Here is a 14,393-nt window from a genome sequence, read left to right on the forward strand (position 1 = left end):
TATAATAAAATGCGAGACGTGTGCTGAATGTAACTATATTATAGACTGGATTTGCTATTCTCATGAATAGCAATATTGTGTAATGGAGGGGTTTGCATGGAAAAGAAAATTGAAGTGTTGGCAACAACACGTGTTCAATATACAAATGACTTGTATAAAGTCGTTGATAGCTTAAACAGAACCTTAAAGAAACAGGATTTAATGTTTGGGCTTGCATTGGACGAAAAAGAAAAAGACAAAGCCATATTTACGATATATAGAACGTAGTGATACAATGAAAAAGTGGATTTTTATAATTTTTTGTATATTTTTGGGTGTAATGGTGACAGTTGTAAATGTATACAATACGGCTGTACGTTCAAAGGACAAGGGAATCATACAAGCAGAAGAACTAGCACGTAAAAAAGCAAATTTAATCAACATTGCGAGTACTGATTATTACCATGGCATGACTGCTTATCACGTAATTGAGGGAAAAGATGAGAATGGGACGAGTTGGTTTGTATGGGTGCCCAATAATAAAAAGCAAAAAGTATTAGTAAAACGAAAAAGTGAAGGTATTACAGAGCAAGAAGCGATTCAAATTTTACTAAACGATAGAAAACGAAATGTAAAGCGTATCGAAAAAGTAAAATTAGGTGCCGAAAAGGGTGTACCGCTTTGGGAAATTACATATATTGACGAAGAGAGTCGCTACTCCTACTATTATCTAAACTTTATTGATGGCAAATATGAGGGGTATTACAGCATTTAAAATATATGCAGGGGGAACACAGGATGAAGTTAGCAAAGCGCGTATCAGCATTAACACCTTCTTCAACATTAGAGATCACAGCCAAAGCACAAGAGCTAAAAGCACAAGGGTTTGATGTTATCGGTTTAGGAGCCGGTGAACCAGATTTCAATACACCGGATTACATCATTGAAGCAGCGTATAAATCCATGCTAGAAGGTCATACAAAATATACACCAACAGGCGGACTTGCGACTCTTAAGAACGCCATTATTGCTAAATTTAAAACAGACCAGCAAATTACGTATGCACCATCGGAAATTATTGTTTGCAACGGAGCCAAACATGCACTATATACATTATTTCAAGCGCTTTTAGATGAAGGCGATGAGGTTATTATTCCTACACCTTATTGGGTGAGTTATCCTGAACAAGTAAAACTTGCTGGCGGCGAGCCTGTGTATGTGTGCGGTTTTGAAGAAAATAATTTTAAAATTACACCAAAGCAATTGCAAAATGCAATCACAGCAAAAACAAAAGCAGTCATTATCAACTCTCCTAGCAATCCAACCGGAATGGTGTATACAGAAGATGAATTACGTGCTATCGGTGAAGTGTGCTTACAACACAACGTTCTCATTGTGTCTGATGAAATTTATGAGCATCTGGTATATGATGCAACACACGTTTCAATTGCACAGCTCTCTCCTGAGCTGAAAGAACAAACAATTATCATTAATGGAGTTTCTAAATCTCATGCTATGACAGGTTGGCGCATTGGGTATGCAGCGGGAAACAAACAATTAATTGGAGCGATGACGAATTTAGCGAGCCATAGTACATCTAATCCAACGTCGGTCGCACAATACGCTACAATTGCTGCTTATGAGCATTCACAAGATGCAGTGGAGCAGATGCGAGTGGAATTTGAGAAACGTTTGCATATTGTTTATGATAAGCTAATCAACATTCCAGGGTTTTCTTGTATTAAGCCACAAGGAGCGTTTTATTTATTCCCAAATGTAAAGGAAGCCGCAAAATTGACGGGTTTTTCTTCGGTAGATGATTGGGCAAAAGCGCTTTTAGAAGAAGAAAAAGTAGCGGTTGTTCCGGGCTCTGGATTCGGTGCGCCGGATTGCATCAGATTGTCTTATGCAACTTCGCTTACATTGCTAGAGAAGGCAATTGGGCGTATGCAGAACTTTATGCAAAAGAAAATGGCAAACTAGAGGCTGACATCAATCAGCCTCCTTTACATATGTAAGCTTTCCTATGTATAATGAACAATATAATTCGCTCTGTTTGAAGGAGCTTGCTCCGCAATCGAATTGAAGCTTTTTGGAGGGACCAGGTAAGTGAAAACAACTATTGGACAAGTAAAACATTATGTAGATCAAGAAGTAACAATTGGCGCATGGCTTGCAAATAAACGATCCAGCGGTAAAATTGCATTTTTGCAATTGCGCGATGGATCAGGTTTTATTCAAGGTGTCGTTGTAAAAGAAGAAGTGGGAGAAGAAGTTTTTCAAAAGGCGAAAGGCCTTACACAAGAAACCTCTTTGTATGTAACAGGTATCGTGCGCGAGGATGCACGTTCTCCATTCGGCTACGAATTAACGGTAACGAATGTAGAAGTTATTCATGCGGCAACAGATTATCCAATTACACCAAAAGAGCATGGTACAGAGTTTTTAATGGACAACCGCCATTTGTGGATTCGCTCTAAACGTCAACATGCTGTATTGCGCATTCGTCATGAGATTATCCGTGCTACATACCAATTCTTTCACGAAAACGGATTTGTGAAAGTAGATCCACCAATCTTGACGGGAAGTGCACCGGAAGGAACGACAGAATTATTCCATACGAAATATTTTGACGAGGATGCATACTTGTCTCAAAGCGGACAACTTTATATGGAAGCTGCTGCGATGGCGCTTGGAAAAGTGTTTTCGTTTGGACCAACGTTTCGTGCTGAAAAATCTAAAACGCGACGTCATTTAATCGAATTCTGGATGATTGAACCAGAAATGTCCTTCACAGACCATGAAGAGAACCTGCGTGTACAAGAGCAATATGTCTCTTATTTGGTACAATCCGTACTGCAAAACTGTGCGCTTGAACTAAAAACATTAGGCCGTGATACATCTAAGCTTGAGTGCATTCAAGCACCGTTTCCTCGTATCACATACGATGATGCGATTGCATTCCTCCATGAAAAAGGTTTTGATGATATTCAGTGGGGAGATGATTTTGGAGCACCACATGAAACGGCGATTGCCGAGCATTACGATAAACCTGTATTTATCACACATTATCCAGCTTCTATTAAGTCATTTTACATGAAGCCAGATCCAAACCGTCCAGAAGTCGTATTGTGCGCAGATTTAATTGCACCGGAAGGTTATGGTGAAATTATTGGTGGATCACAGCGTATTGATGACTATGAGCTGTTAAAGAAACGTTTAGACGAACATCAGTTAAGTGAAGATGCGTATAAATGGTACTTGGAACTGCGTCAATACGGTTCTGTGCCTCACTCTGGCTTTGGACTCGGCTTAGAAAGAACGGTAGCATGGTTATCAGGCGTAGAACACGTTCGTGAAACAATTCCATTTCCTCGTTTATTAAACCGTCTGTATCCATAACAAGCTCGACCCCCCGCTTACAGGGGGGTCTTTTTAACGAAAGGCTATGTTTGTTTGTGCTTTTCCGTGGCTTTGGAACAGACAACTTGTGTATACTAGAAACGAGGTGTTGGCATGAAAAAGAGAGTAATGTTGCAGTGGCTTGAGCAGGGAAGTATAGCAATTCCAAAGCTATTGATGACGAATTATCAAAAGCTTGGTTTAAATGAAACAGAGTTTATGGTTGTGTTACACGTACACACATTTTTGGAGTGTGGAAATTTATTTCCCACGCCTAATGAAATTTCTGCACGTATGACAATTAATCCTATGCAATGCGCAGACATTTTACGCCTGCTGCTACAAAGAGGTCTCTTAACTATTGAAGGCCGTCGGGACGGCGATTTAATTTGTGAAACGTATTCACTTCAGCCGCTATGGGAAAAAATGTTGCAACTTTTAATGAATGACATAATGGGAGAAGAAGTGGAAGAAGAGAAAGCACGGCAGTCTAGTTTATATAGTATTTTTGAGCAGGAGTTTGGTCGTCCGTTGTCTCCATTTGAATGTGAGACTCTTGCGATGTGGCAGGACCAAGATGGTCATGATGGCACTGTAATTCAGGCCGCTCTTAGGGAGGCTGTAATTAGCGGGAAGTTGAATTTCCGCTATATTGACCGTATTTTATTTGAATGGAAGAAAAATGGTGTCAAGACAGTCGAACAAGCACATAATTATGGAAAGAAATTTAGACAACATCAAAAACAGCCACGCCCAGATACTACTTATACAGGAAAAGTGCCGTTTTACAATTGGCTGGAGCAGTAAAGGGGGGAGAATGTGCTCACTATTAAACAAATTCGCCATTGTTTAGATACAATGGCAGAGATGTATCCAGATGCACACTGTGAATTAAACCATTCTAATCCATTTGAGTTAGTTATTGCTGTGGCCTTATCTGCTCAGTGTACGGATGCATTAGTAAACAAAGTAACAAGAGAACTGTTTCAAAAATATAAAACACCTGAAGATTATTTAGCTGTACCTTTGGATGAGTTACAGCAGGACATTCGTTCCATTGGTTTGTATCGAAATAAAGCTAAAAACATTCAAAGTCTATGCCGAATGCTGTTAGAACGCTATGATGGAAAGGTACCGAAAGATCGTGATGAATTAATAAATTTACCAGGAGTGGGGCGTAAAACAGCAAATGTAGTAGTCTCAGTAGCCTTTGGTATTCCAGCAATTGCTGTAGATACACATGTTGAACGTGTTAGTAAACGCTTGGCTTTTTGTAGGTGGAAAGATTCTGTCTTAGAAGTGGAAAAAACTTTGATGAAGAAAGTACCTATGGAAGAATGGAGTGTTACCCACCATCGCATGATTTTTTTTGGCCGCTATCATTGTAAAGCACAACGTCCGCAATGTGAAGTGTGTCCGCTGCTCGATTTGTGTAGAGAAGGAAAGAAGCGAATGAAGGATAAGACGCAATGAAAATAAAGGTACCTACAGCGTTTCAAGTTTCGCCATTTGTTAAAGAAGAGCTTGTTTATGATGAAACATCTATTGAATATACTATTCAAAACGGTTACTTTACCTATGATATATTAAAGGGGCAAAACATAGCTGCTTATGAACCTTGGCTTGACATAGAGCATGCTATACCTCTTATATTAGAAAGCTGGAAAGCTAATAAGCCTTCTATTTCTCACTTGTTTAAGGAGCGAAAAAGAGATGCAGCGCAACCCCTAATGGTTCATTACACAGCCCATTATTTATCAAGTTTATATTGGTTAAACGGACTATACGTACGTACCCCACAGTTGGCAATATTAAACATAAATACCCTATTGAACAAGCCGATTAATATAGAAGAACGCTTCGCCTTTATCATTAATCGCCCCGGCCATTATCATTCATTTATACAGCTTATTCAGTTATACGAAGAATTGGAAAAATTATTTGCTACAATAAAGATAAAAAAGAAAAGACCATCACTTTGATGGTCTTTTCTTTATGGAATACCAAGTGGCGATTGTGCTGGTGGCTTTGCTTCACCTGGGTTACTGGATCCTGGTGGTGTACCAGTTTCAGTACCTGTACTTGGCGGAGTTCCTGTATTAGGTGGTGTACTTTGATTTGTACCATCCCCGTTATCTGGTGGGGATGGTTTTTCTTCCGGTTTTGATCCAGTTGTAACAGTGACCGTAATTTTTGCTTCATCACTTACTTTACCATTTGCTGTTGCGGTAATAAAGAAAGTATAACGACCGCCTGCTTTTACATTACCAAGAGTAATACTTGTACTTTTCGTATTTGTTAATGTTGTTTTAGAGCCACCATCTAGTGAGTATGCTACATCAAATGAGACATCTTTCATCTCTTCTGAGGCTCTATATGACCATTTTAAAGAGATGGTGTTGGAAGCAGTATCATATTGAGCATTAACTCCAGTTGGAGTATCAGGCTTTTCTTTTGGTAGTACTACTTTTTCACCACCTGTCACTCCTAGCTCATTGCCAAAGCGATAGACAGTGGACGGTTGCTCAAATGGTGAAGTATCCGTTCCAAACTTGCTCATCATATTTTTAAAAATATACTGCGCGATGCGGGACGTTTCTTTATTCAAATACATACCTTGCCCGTTCTTTGCATATCCAGTCCAAACGGACATTGTATATTGTGGTGTATATCCTACAAACCAACTATCGTTCGTTGCATCAGCTGGATAGCCATATTTGCGTATCGTATCTTTATCAAAGTTTGTGGTACCTGTCTTACCGGCTACATCAAGTCTTGATACATTTGCATTTGTTCCTGTCCCCGTTTTTACAACTGAGCGTAACATATCTGTAATGATATATGCTGTATAGTCCGCCATTGCTCGTTTTTCTTTTGGCTTAAAGTTCACTTCTTTTCCGTCTGGAAATACAACTTTTGTAACAAAATGCGGTTTGATATATACCCCGTTATTACCGAACGCACTGTAAGCACCGGACATTTCAATCGGACTGACTTGATTGGCCCCAATTACATATGATTCAAATACTGTATTGTTAGCAAAAGTGATACCTAAATTTTCAGCAAATACTTTTGCTTTTGGTTTACCTACTTCTCGCATCGTTAATAAAGCTGGAATGTTATATGATTGTTCCAACGCCTTACGAATAGTAATTATGCCATGATATTTATTATCCCAGTTGGATATTTCAGCTCCTGTATCATACTTTGTTTCTTTGTCTTCAACTGTGTGCGAAGTTGCCCACTTTAAATGCTCTATAGCAGGACCGTAAGCGAGAATTGGTTTAAACGTAGATCCCGGCTGTCTATCTAAATCGATAGCATAGTTATTTCCTCTAAAGGAACCTTTGTTTTCTTTACGACCGCTTGCAATGGCGCGTACTTCTCCTGTTTTTGTGTCTTGAAACACAAATGCAGTTTGGAACTGATCATTTGGATATCTAAATCCGTCCCCAGACTCCGCCAATTGCTCCGCATACGCTTGTGCCTTTGGATCAAGTGTAGTATAAATTTTCAATCCATCTGTTCCGATGTTTACATCTTTGAGCTGTCCTTCCACCTCTTTAGCCACTGCATCAAGGAATGCTTGATAAGGCATTGGATTTTGAGCTGGTTCACGAACTCCTTCACGAACAGGTACCTGCATTGCTTCTTTCATTTCTTTTTCTGTGATAGCACCTTGTCGATGCATTAATGTTAAAACAAGATTTCTACGTTTTGTCGCTTCTTTCTCATTCTCCGGTTTAGAAGGATTATAAGCATTTGGTAACTGCGGTAAACCCGCTAGCATAGCAGCTTGTGGCAATGTTAGATTTTTCAAGTCTTTTACTTCAATACCGTAATAGTTCTTAGCTGCCGCAGCGATCCCCCAAGAATAGTTTCCTAAGTTAATTTTGTTAAGGTACATTTCCAAAATTTCATGCTTAGAGTATTTTTGCTCCAACTTATAGGCTAGATACCATTCTTGCACTTTTCGTTTTAAATTTTTGTCACGTGATAAAAATGAATTTTTAATTACCTGTTGTGTAATTGTACTACCACCTTGTGATCCAAATCCGTTTGTCAAATTTTCGAAAATCGCTTTCGCTGTACGTTTAATATCAATGCCATGATGCTCATAAAACCTAGCATCCTCTGTAGAGAGAAATGCGTCTTCAAGCACTTTTGGAATTTGATCATACGTAATTGGAGTACGTCGCTCTACACCATACTCATGTATAAAACCGCCATCTTTATCATAAAATTTGGTTGAAACAGGATCTGCTAACTTAGCCTCATCAATTTTTGGTGCATCCTTAATCATTGCATAAAAAGTCGAAACACCTGCTCCTAATACAATAATTCCAAGGAGTAGGCAAGTAATAAGAAACTTCTTGAAAAACGAGCCTTTTTTACGAGGTTTTTCGCTTTTTTTGTTTTTTCTGTTCTTGCTTCGCTTTTTCAGCTTGCTTACGTTCTTCGCGAGAACGATAATTATCCGACATTATCCTTTCTCCTACCTTTCACTATCTCAAAAAAGTCAAGACATGAACTTTATTGATGAATGTATCACGAAAAATACAGCATGTCTAGTATACGAATATAATCAATGCGGGGATGGAGCCCGGATTGAATTCTATGTCCGCACAGTTCAATTTCCTGTTTAGTGATGGATTTGCGTCCACCTTCTTCATGTCTTGTCCAAAATTGAACGATGTCTTGTCCCTTTAAAAAATAGGTTTCATCATGGTGTGCAAACTTAATGATAAAAAATGCAATGCCATCATGAGCAAGCACTTGCTTTATATGTTGAATTTGGTGGGGATGAATATTTTGTAAAGGAAAGCTAGTCTTATTCTGTGTTTCTTTTGCTTCAAAGTCGATATAGCGGCCTTTATATACCCCATTATAATCGGTTGTAGAGGGTTGTTTGAAATATGCCTCCTTAATAACGGCTGCACTTCTTTGCGGATAGTCTACTTTTACGATTTGAATAGGAACCGGCTTTTTATGTATACAGGCAATACTATGCTCTGTGTAATACGCATTGGTTTCGTTTAATTCTTCTTCTAGCGACATTCCCCTGTTACTATAAGTATGGTTTTTTACTGGTGTATTATGAGTTACATTGTTGTATATTTTGCCGTTAGGATAGCGAATGGTCATTACACTTTCACTCCAAACTAAAATAAGGTACTACAGGTGATTATATCAAAAAATAGCATCAGTAGTTTATAAAATTTTACTAGCACAGCAATGATTGAACTTAAATAATGAGCAGGGAGGGAAGTATGTGAGTGGAGGTGAGTACGAAGCAATTCAAAAGCGTAGAAAAAAAACAGTGTGGACTGATCAAGATAAAGCAATAATTACTGAAATAGAAGCTTTAACTTGGAAAGGGAATGTAGATAATATTGCACGTACACATGCTTATCAAGAGTATTACTTACAATATCCGCATGTACAGTGGGCACTTTTGGCCAGTATGGTGTCTCGCAATGCAGGATGGAATATGACCGATTTAGAAGGAAAGTACTATCCCAAAATGCTTTCAAAAGACGTAAGAAAGCGTTTGTTTTTAACATATGAACGCGCCAATTGGTTTATTTTTTCAGATGCTTATCCGCAACTGTTAGTATATGCGTATTCAATACGTGCCAATAAAGCCTTATTTCATCTCCTTCAAGCATTTTCCGTTTCTGTTTTTATGGAACGAGAGTGGGAGTTATTTTGGAATGAAGGAAATGAAAATCGAATGATGACAGCACTTATTATAAACGAGCAGCACATGATTCAAAAGCCTGTCATCGAACATCCTTATTTTAAAAAGCATGTGTTTGATTCGGTCCTGTTTAAATTTCAAGAATTATTACACTTTAGTGCAGTGTTATTTCCGACTGTAAGCGGAAAGCTGTATGGATTTTCAGTTCATGACTTTGTTGATGTGCACAAAAGGATAGAGCTTGGTAAACGTTTAGCATGGCTACTGTTTCACCCGGAATATAACAAGCAATTTGAGGCGTTTGCCAAGGAAACGGTTCATACAGGTTCCAGAATGGATTATGAACAATATTTTCTATTTGTGAAAGAGCCAGATACCCCGATTCTGCGAGATGTGTATCCCATTATTCCTCATCAACGCCATAAAATGGAGGATTGGTTTAGTACCAATGAAGTACTTGCATTATTTGATCCTGTAGAAGAACAAAAACAATTTGATTTAACAGACTGGTTTTTAATTAAACAAAAGCAACTGCATGTATTTTCTGCTTTTGAACAATTTCTCTATCGGGATGAGTGAACTCCCCACCGATTAGCCAGCTCTTGAAGGGAGACTTCTTTCGTAATATGTAAAAAGCAAGAGCAGTGCTCTTGCTTTTTTGCAAGGTTTGTTCGAAGTGACTAGCTTCATCGGTTTGAGAACCTCGGATATGTGTCTAAGTTGTCACCTTCGCTTTTCTAGGTTGCAGGGAAGTTAGGTCCGTCTAGTTTTTTATCGCCTGTGTGTGGTGCTTGTTGTTTGCTTTTATCTTGCTTTTTCTTGTTTTCAGATTTATTTTTTGCCATATTAAACACCTCCTGTACGTATTTTTGCCGATTGGTTGTAAAACATGCGGAGAAAAAACACTTTCTTTGCCGAATAGAAACTAGTTTTGTCATACATGAAGGGAGTGGATTTGCATAGAGAGAATATGGGTATTAACAAGTTAAAGGAGGTATCGAATATGAAGGTAGTTCCTAAAGAAAATGCATTGCAGCAAATGGAGGAGCTAATAAGTAGCTTTGATTTATTAGAGACAAACATAGCATTGCGTGTTAATCATGCGTTACAATATAAAGAAAATCAGGTTTTGGAGTATGCTGAAATTATTGCGGTACGGGTCACTCATATGGAAGAGAAGCTAACGCGTCATTCCGAAGAAGGATGGTGGCTCAGAACATATATGCATGCTCTGCCAGTTGTGTAGAAAAGGTGAGAGTGTGAATCAACTATTATTTTATACGAATGAAGTTCTTCAAAAGAATGATGAAATGTTAAAGATGTTTCATAAAAGAATGGAACAAAAAGCAGATTTTTATACAGATATTAAGCCTTTCGTAGAGCGAATTGACGAATTGGCAGTGAATTGGAAAAAAGAAGCTGTTGAATGGGTGCATGCAGAAAGACCTCGTTTTATTCATGTTATACAGATTGAGCAGACTTACGAAAATCTACAACGCAACGCATTAGAATGCTTTATGTCACATGCGAAGGTAAGGCGATTTTTAGAAACACATAAAGCCATTGCTTATGTTCTAAATAACATAATTGATGAAGTGAATTCAATGTAAAAAACTTTGCGCGTATGCGCAAAGTTTTTTATATGTGTGAGTGAATGATACCTTCTAATTCATAATCTGGCTTTTTTGCACCTAATGCTTCCAATTCACGAATCATGTCACGATATTGAACTAAAGCTAACTCTCCCTTTAAATAGCTTTGTCGTGCAAAATCAAGCAATTCGTTTGAATCTACAGGCTCATATTGCTTTAATCCAATAAATAATGTACGAAGCTCTCCCAGTGTCATTCTTTGAACCCCCTTAAAGAATTGACTTTCATATGTATCGTAACATGAAAACGCTATTATTTAATGAATTTTAAAAATTTAGAATTCCGACAAAGATAGACATTTATAGTGAGTTATATGTAATATATTGCGTCAATGCGAACTTTAGATTATAGGGAATAAATAGCTGTTTTGTGCCAACAAGATCTATAGTAAAGCGAAGGGGTGCTGTATTTATAACTAAGTACAACTAGAAAAACTGACATTCTTTTTTGGGTGGGAAAGAAGAATGGGCAATGTATGGTTGCGGTCAGGACTTAAGAGATACGCGTATTAAGTAAGAACATACACACGTAGCGAGGTATTATGGCGCTGTGATTTTCTTGCTGTTTATCTGTCGAAAAAAACTATGTAAACTTATATAGGTGAACATAATAAGTGGCCTTAGATAGCTTTTTTGTTACTTTTTTTAAAATTACTTGCATATAGTTACCTATCCGCCCTTTTTTCATATTCTAATTATAAATATGACAATGGGAGGGAAGAGTATGTTGCCGCATCAACAAGGTCCCTATATGTACAATATGTATCCGTTTGAACCGTATCAAGCCCCACAAGTTAATTATTATCAGCCCTTTCAAATATCGCAGATGAATTCACCTATGTTTTATCCGCCGCAGCCCCAAGCCGCTTGGAATCCCTATACACCGTATCCAACCATGAACAAACAAAATTATAAAAAACAACAACAAGGGCAATTTTCCAGTGTAGTATCTCAATTTAAAACAGCTGATGGCAATTATGACATTAATAAAATGATGAATACAGCAGGCCAAATGATGAATGCCATGAATCAAGTTACTGGGCTTGTCAAGCAAGTAGGAGGATTTTTTATTAAGTAAAAGGGCAATACCTGCCCTTTATTTTTATAAAGTAACTATGTAATATATGAAATTGACATAAAATACAGCTATATTATTTTTTGTTCTTAAAGAAGAATTTTTCATCACTTAATTAAAATTAACAAATATTGAAATGATAGGGCTCTTTTTATATTTTTTAAAAATTCTAAATAAATAAACTTATTTTTCGTTCTATAAAAAGGTTGTCTGTCATCTTATTACGTTTTAAAATTATATTTTGTGTAGACTACTTATAAATGGAGAGGGAAAACGTGAAGAAAGCAATCTTATACATGTTCTTTGCGATGATAATGCTAACGTTTTTAGTATTTACGAATTTTAAACATGTTTTGTACACTATTTTCTCTTAAGAAATAGGTGTTTGCATTAGGCAAGCATTGGTGTTCCGTCATATTGTAAAGTGTAAGTACATTTGATGGAGAGGAGAAAAAAATATGTATTGTAATCCTTGTTTTGGAGGGCCTTCCTTCGTTTCTCCGGCTGTAACAGGGCCGGTAAACACATTGCCACCTGTCGTCCATCCGACAAAGCATTGTGTCACAAACACATTTTCTACAACAGTTGTACCACACATTCATCCAACACACACGACAATTGTTAATAATCAAACTATCCAAAATCAACATTACTTCCCACAAACACAATCAGCTGTGACGCAAGTGCAACAGACAAACGTTCCTGGCTTTGGTCCAGCACCGTTTGTACCAGGTCAAGTAGCAGGTGCCATGGCGCCTGGTTTCGGCCCTGGTTTTGGTCCTGGTTTCGGCCCTGGTGGTCAAGTAGCAGGTGCAATGACAGGTCCTGGTGGTATGGTAGCAGGTGCCGCAACAGGAAATATGGGTCCAAATGCGAACATGGTTGGCGGTATGTTTAAAAAGTAAAACAGAAAGAGCCAGCATCGCTGGTTCTTTTCCTTTTTAAAACGGTTATGTTAAAGTTTGGTGTTAATAATAGGAACTTGTTGTTTGAAGTGAATAGGCGAACCCTTATAGTAGAAATTAGCAGAGAACTTTAACAGAGCCCTTACTAAATTAAAGAAGGGGAGTATGTATGAGAATACTTGCAGTAACAGGGTATAAACCATTTGAGCTCGGTATTTTTTCTCAAAAACATCCTGCGATAGAATACATAAAAACAGCAATTCGTCAGGCTTTGCTTTCTTTTCTTGAAGAGGGCTTAGAATGGGTGATAATTAGTGGGCAATTGGGTGTAGAGCTTTGGGCTGCAGAAGTGGTATTTGAATTGCAAATGGATTTTCCCAACTTGAAGATTGGTGTATTTACTCCTTTTTTAGAGCAAGAAGAAAAATGGAATGAAGCAAATAAAGAATATTACGAATTCGTAATGTCACAAGTAGACCATATAGATAGTATTACGAAGAAGAAATATGAGCACCCCCAACAGTTTCAAATGAAAACCCGCTTTTTTATTGAAAAGAGTGAAGCGCTTTTAGCAGTGTATGATGAAGAAAAGGAAGGTAGTCCTAAATTTATGATACAACAAGCCCGTAAACAACAGAATTATCCTTGCTATTTAATTGACTTCGCAGCACTGCAAAGTATTATAGAAGAAGAACAATGGAAACAGCAAGCATTGGAGTAATATAAATTAAGAAGAGATTGTACAAATAACTGCCGGAATGGTAAAATATGCATGGATACGTTACATATTTAAGTTTTAATGATTTGAGGTGAGAGAAATGCTTTCAGATAAATTAAAATTAACAGCAAAAGAAATTTTAGAAAAAGAATTTAAAACAGGAATTCGCGGCTATCAACAAGAAGAAGTAGATAAATTCCTAGATATGGTTATTAAAGATTATGAAACATTTCATCAGGAATTGGAGAGTTTGCAACAGGAAAATGCCAGATTGAAGCGATTGCTTGAGGAACAGAAGTTAAAGCCATCGCCAGTGACTTCTACGCCTCCTGTATACAACAATACTAACACTGATATTCTGCGTAGATTATCGAATCTAGAAAAGGCTGTATTTGGTAGTAAACTATACGATTGATAGGCATTAAAAATGAGGTTGCAACCTATTCGTTTTTGCGCTATAATAAACTTTGTCATAACGTTTGGGTGATCGCTGCAGCGCAAGCTGTAGAGGAAAGTCCATGCTCGCACGGTCTGAGATGACCGTAGTGTTCGTGCCTAGCGAATTCATAAGCTAGGGTAGCCTATAAGGCTAACGGCGGGGAAATAACCTAAGTCTTTGGATATGGTTAAATTACTCTGAAAGTGCCACAGTGACGTAGTCCCAGAAGAAATGACGGGAGTGGAACGAGGTAAACCCCACGAGCGAGAAACCCAAATTATGGTAGGGGCATCTTCTCCAAGGAAATGAACGAGGGAGAAGAACAGATACTTCATCTGTAGATAGATGATCACCACCGGCGTACGAGGCGGGAGCCGCTTGCAGTACTAAGGTACAGAACATGGCTTACAAAACGTTATGAAACCAACATCACGAAATATAGCTCTCCTTTAGGAGAGCTTTTTGTGCGCTGTATGAATGCACATATATTGAGTTACAATGGTAAAGAAGTTTTGGTTGTTAG

The 14,393-nt window shown here is 37.9% G+C and carries 16 protein-coding genes, 1 other RNA gene and 1 pseudogene; 15 read left to right on the forward strand and 3 right to left on the reverse strand.

Going from position 1 to position 14,393, the window contains the following annotated elements; translation table 11 throughout:
* Positions 1–96: 96 nt before the first annotated feature.
* The 7 genes from EEJ45_RS06090 to EEJ45_RS06120 all read left to right on the forward strand — a co-directional run bounded on the left by EEJ45_RS06090 (position 97) and on the right by EEJ45_RS06120 (position 5,363).
* The gene (locus EEJ45_RS06090; RefSeq protein WP_124563907.1) at positions 97–267 is read left to right on the forward strand and encodes a YpmA family protein; all 171 of its coding nucleotides are present in this window, start codon (positions 97–99) and stop codon (positions 265–267) included.
* A 7-nt stretch (positions 268–274) separates the two neighbouring features.
* Positions 275–754, forward strand: a complete 480-nt coding sequence (locus tag EEJ45_RS06095) for a cell wall elongation regulator TseB-like domain-containing protein (RefSeq protein ID WP_124563908.1) — start codon at positions 275–277, stop codon at positions 752–754.
* 23 nt (positions 755–777) lie between these two features.
* Positions 778–1,962, forward strand: a complete 1,185-nt coding sequence (locus EEJ45_RS06100) for a pyridoxal phosphate-dependent aminotransferase (protein WP_124563909.1) — start codon at positions 778–780, stop codon at positions 1,960–1,962.
* A gap of 126 nt (positions 1,963–2,088) precedes the next feature.
* Complete coding sequence (gene asnS, locus EEJ45_RS06105) at positions 2,089–3,381, forward strand: asparagine--tRNA ligase (RefSeq protein WP_124563910.1); 1,293 nt, start codon at positions 2,089–2,091, stop codon at positions 3,379–3,381.
* 114 nt (positions 3,382–3,495) lie between these two features.
* Positions 3,496–4,188, forward strand: a complete 693-nt coding sequence (locus EEJ45_RS06110) for a DnaD domain-containing protein (protein WP_124563911.1) — start codon at positions 3,496–3,498, stop codon at positions 4,186–4,188.
* A 12-nt stretch (positions 4,189–4,200) separates the two neighbouring features.
* Positions 4,201–4,854 (forward strand): endonuclease III, encoded by a 654-nt coding sequence (nth, locus tag EEJ45_RS06115; protein ID WP_124563912.1) that lies wholly within the window; start codon positions 4,201–4,203, stop codon positions 4,852–4,854.
* Positions 4,851–5,363 (forward strand): YpoC family protein, encoded by a 513-nt coding sequence (locus tag EEJ45_RS06120; RefSeq protein ID WP_124563913.1) that lies wholly within the window; start codon positions 4,851–4,853, stop codon positions 5,361–5,363. Before nth ends, EEJ45_RS06120 begins: the two co-directional genes overlap by 4 nt.
* A gap of 11 nt (positions 5,364–5,374) precedes the next feature.
* Here EEJ45_RS06120 and EEJ45_RS06125 read toward each other — a convergent pair.
* A pseudogene (locus EEJ45_RS06125) lies at positions 5,375–7,865 on the reverse strand (PBP1A family penicillin-binding protein).
* 64 nt (positions 7,866–7,929) lie between these two features.
* Positions 7,930–8,526, reverse strand: a complete 597-nt coding sequence (gene recU, locus EEJ45_RS06130; RefSeq protein WP_124563914.1) for a Holliday junction resolvase RecU — start codon at positions 8,524–8,526, stop codon at positions 7,930–7,932.
* A gap of 127 nt (positions 8,527–8,653) precedes the next feature.
* On the opposite strand from recU, the gene EEJ45_RS06135 reads away from it, so the two are divergent.
* From EEJ45_RS06135 to EEJ45_RS06145, 3 genes are all read left to right on the forward strand, one after another.
* Entirely contained in the window at positions 8,654–9,661 is a 1,008-nt protein-coding gene (locus EEJ45_RS06135) for a DUF2515 domain-containing protein (RefSeq protein WP_245999834.1), read from the forward strand.
* A 424-nt stretch (positions 9,662–10,085) separates the two neighbouring features.
* Positions 10,086–10,328 carry a hypothetical protein gene (locus EEJ45_RS06140; RefSeq protein ID WP_124563915.1) on the forward strand — a complete coding sequence of 81 codons (243 nt, stop codon included), beginning with the start codon at positions 10,086–10,088 and terminating at the stop codon, positions 10,326–10,328.
* Between the two features lie 13 nt (positions 10,329–10,341).
* Positions 10,342–10,692 carry a YppE family protein gene (locus EEJ45_RS06145; protein ID WP_164464208.1) on the forward strand — a complete coding sequence of 117 codons (351 nt, stop codon included), beginning with the start codon at positions 10,342–10,344 and terminating at the stop codon, positions 10,690–10,692.
* A gap of 28 nt (positions 10,693–10,720) precedes the next feature.
* On the opposite strand, the gene EEJ45_RS06150 is transcribed toward EEJ45_RS06145, so the two are convergent.
* The gene (locus tag EEJ45_RS06150; RefSeq protein WP_124563917.1) at positions 10,721–10,930 is read right to left on the reverse strand and encodes a YppF family protein; all 210 of its coding nucleotides are present in this window, start codon (positions 10,928–10,930) and stop codon (positions 10,721–10,723) included.
* A 506-nt stretch (positions 10,931–11,436) separates the two neighbouring features.
* Here EEJ45_RS06150 and EEJ45_RS06155 point away from each other — a divergent pair.
* The 5 genes from EEJ45_RS06155 (at position 11,437) to rnpB (ending at position 14,283) form a co-directional block, all read left to right on the forward strand.
* The gene (locus EEJ45_RS06155) at positions 11,437–11,811 is read left to right on the forward strand and encodes a YppG family protein (protein ID WP_124563918.1); all 375 of its coding nucleotides are present in this window, start codon (positions 11,437–11,439) and stop codon (positions 11,809–11,811) included.
* A gap of 455 nt (positions 11,812–12,266) precedes the next feature.
* A complete protein-coding gene (locus tag EEJ45_RS06160; RefSeq protein WP_124563919.1) occupies positions 12,267–12,713 on the forward strand; it encodes a spore coat protein in 447 nt (148 codons plus the stop codon).
* A gap of 169 nt (positions 12,714–12,882) precedes the next feature.
* A complete protein-coding gene (locus tag EEJ45_RS06165) occupies positions 12,883–13,434 on the forward strand; it encodes an SLOG family protein (protein WP_124563920.1) in 552 nt (183 codons plus the stop codon).
* Positions 13,435–13,531: 97 nt separating this feature from the next.
* Positions 13,532–13,846 (forward strand): cell division regulator GpsB, encoded by a 315-nt coding sequence (gene gpsB, locus EEJ45_RS06170; RefSeq protein ID WP_124563921.1) that lies wholly within the window; start codon positions 13,532–13,534, stop codon positions 13,844–13,846.
* A 60-nt stretch (positions 13,847–13,906) separates the two neighbouring features.
* Positions 13,907–14,283, forward strand: an RNA gene (gene rnpB / locus EEJ45_RS06175) — RNase P RNA component class B.
* Positions 14,284–14,393: the final 110 nt, after the last annotated feature.

Origin of the sequence: Ectobacillus antri (genome assembly GCF_003852715.1) — a bacterium.
GTDB classification, from domain to species: Bacteria; Bacillota; Bacilli; order Bacillales; family Bacillaceae_G; genus Ectobacillus; species Ectobacillus antri.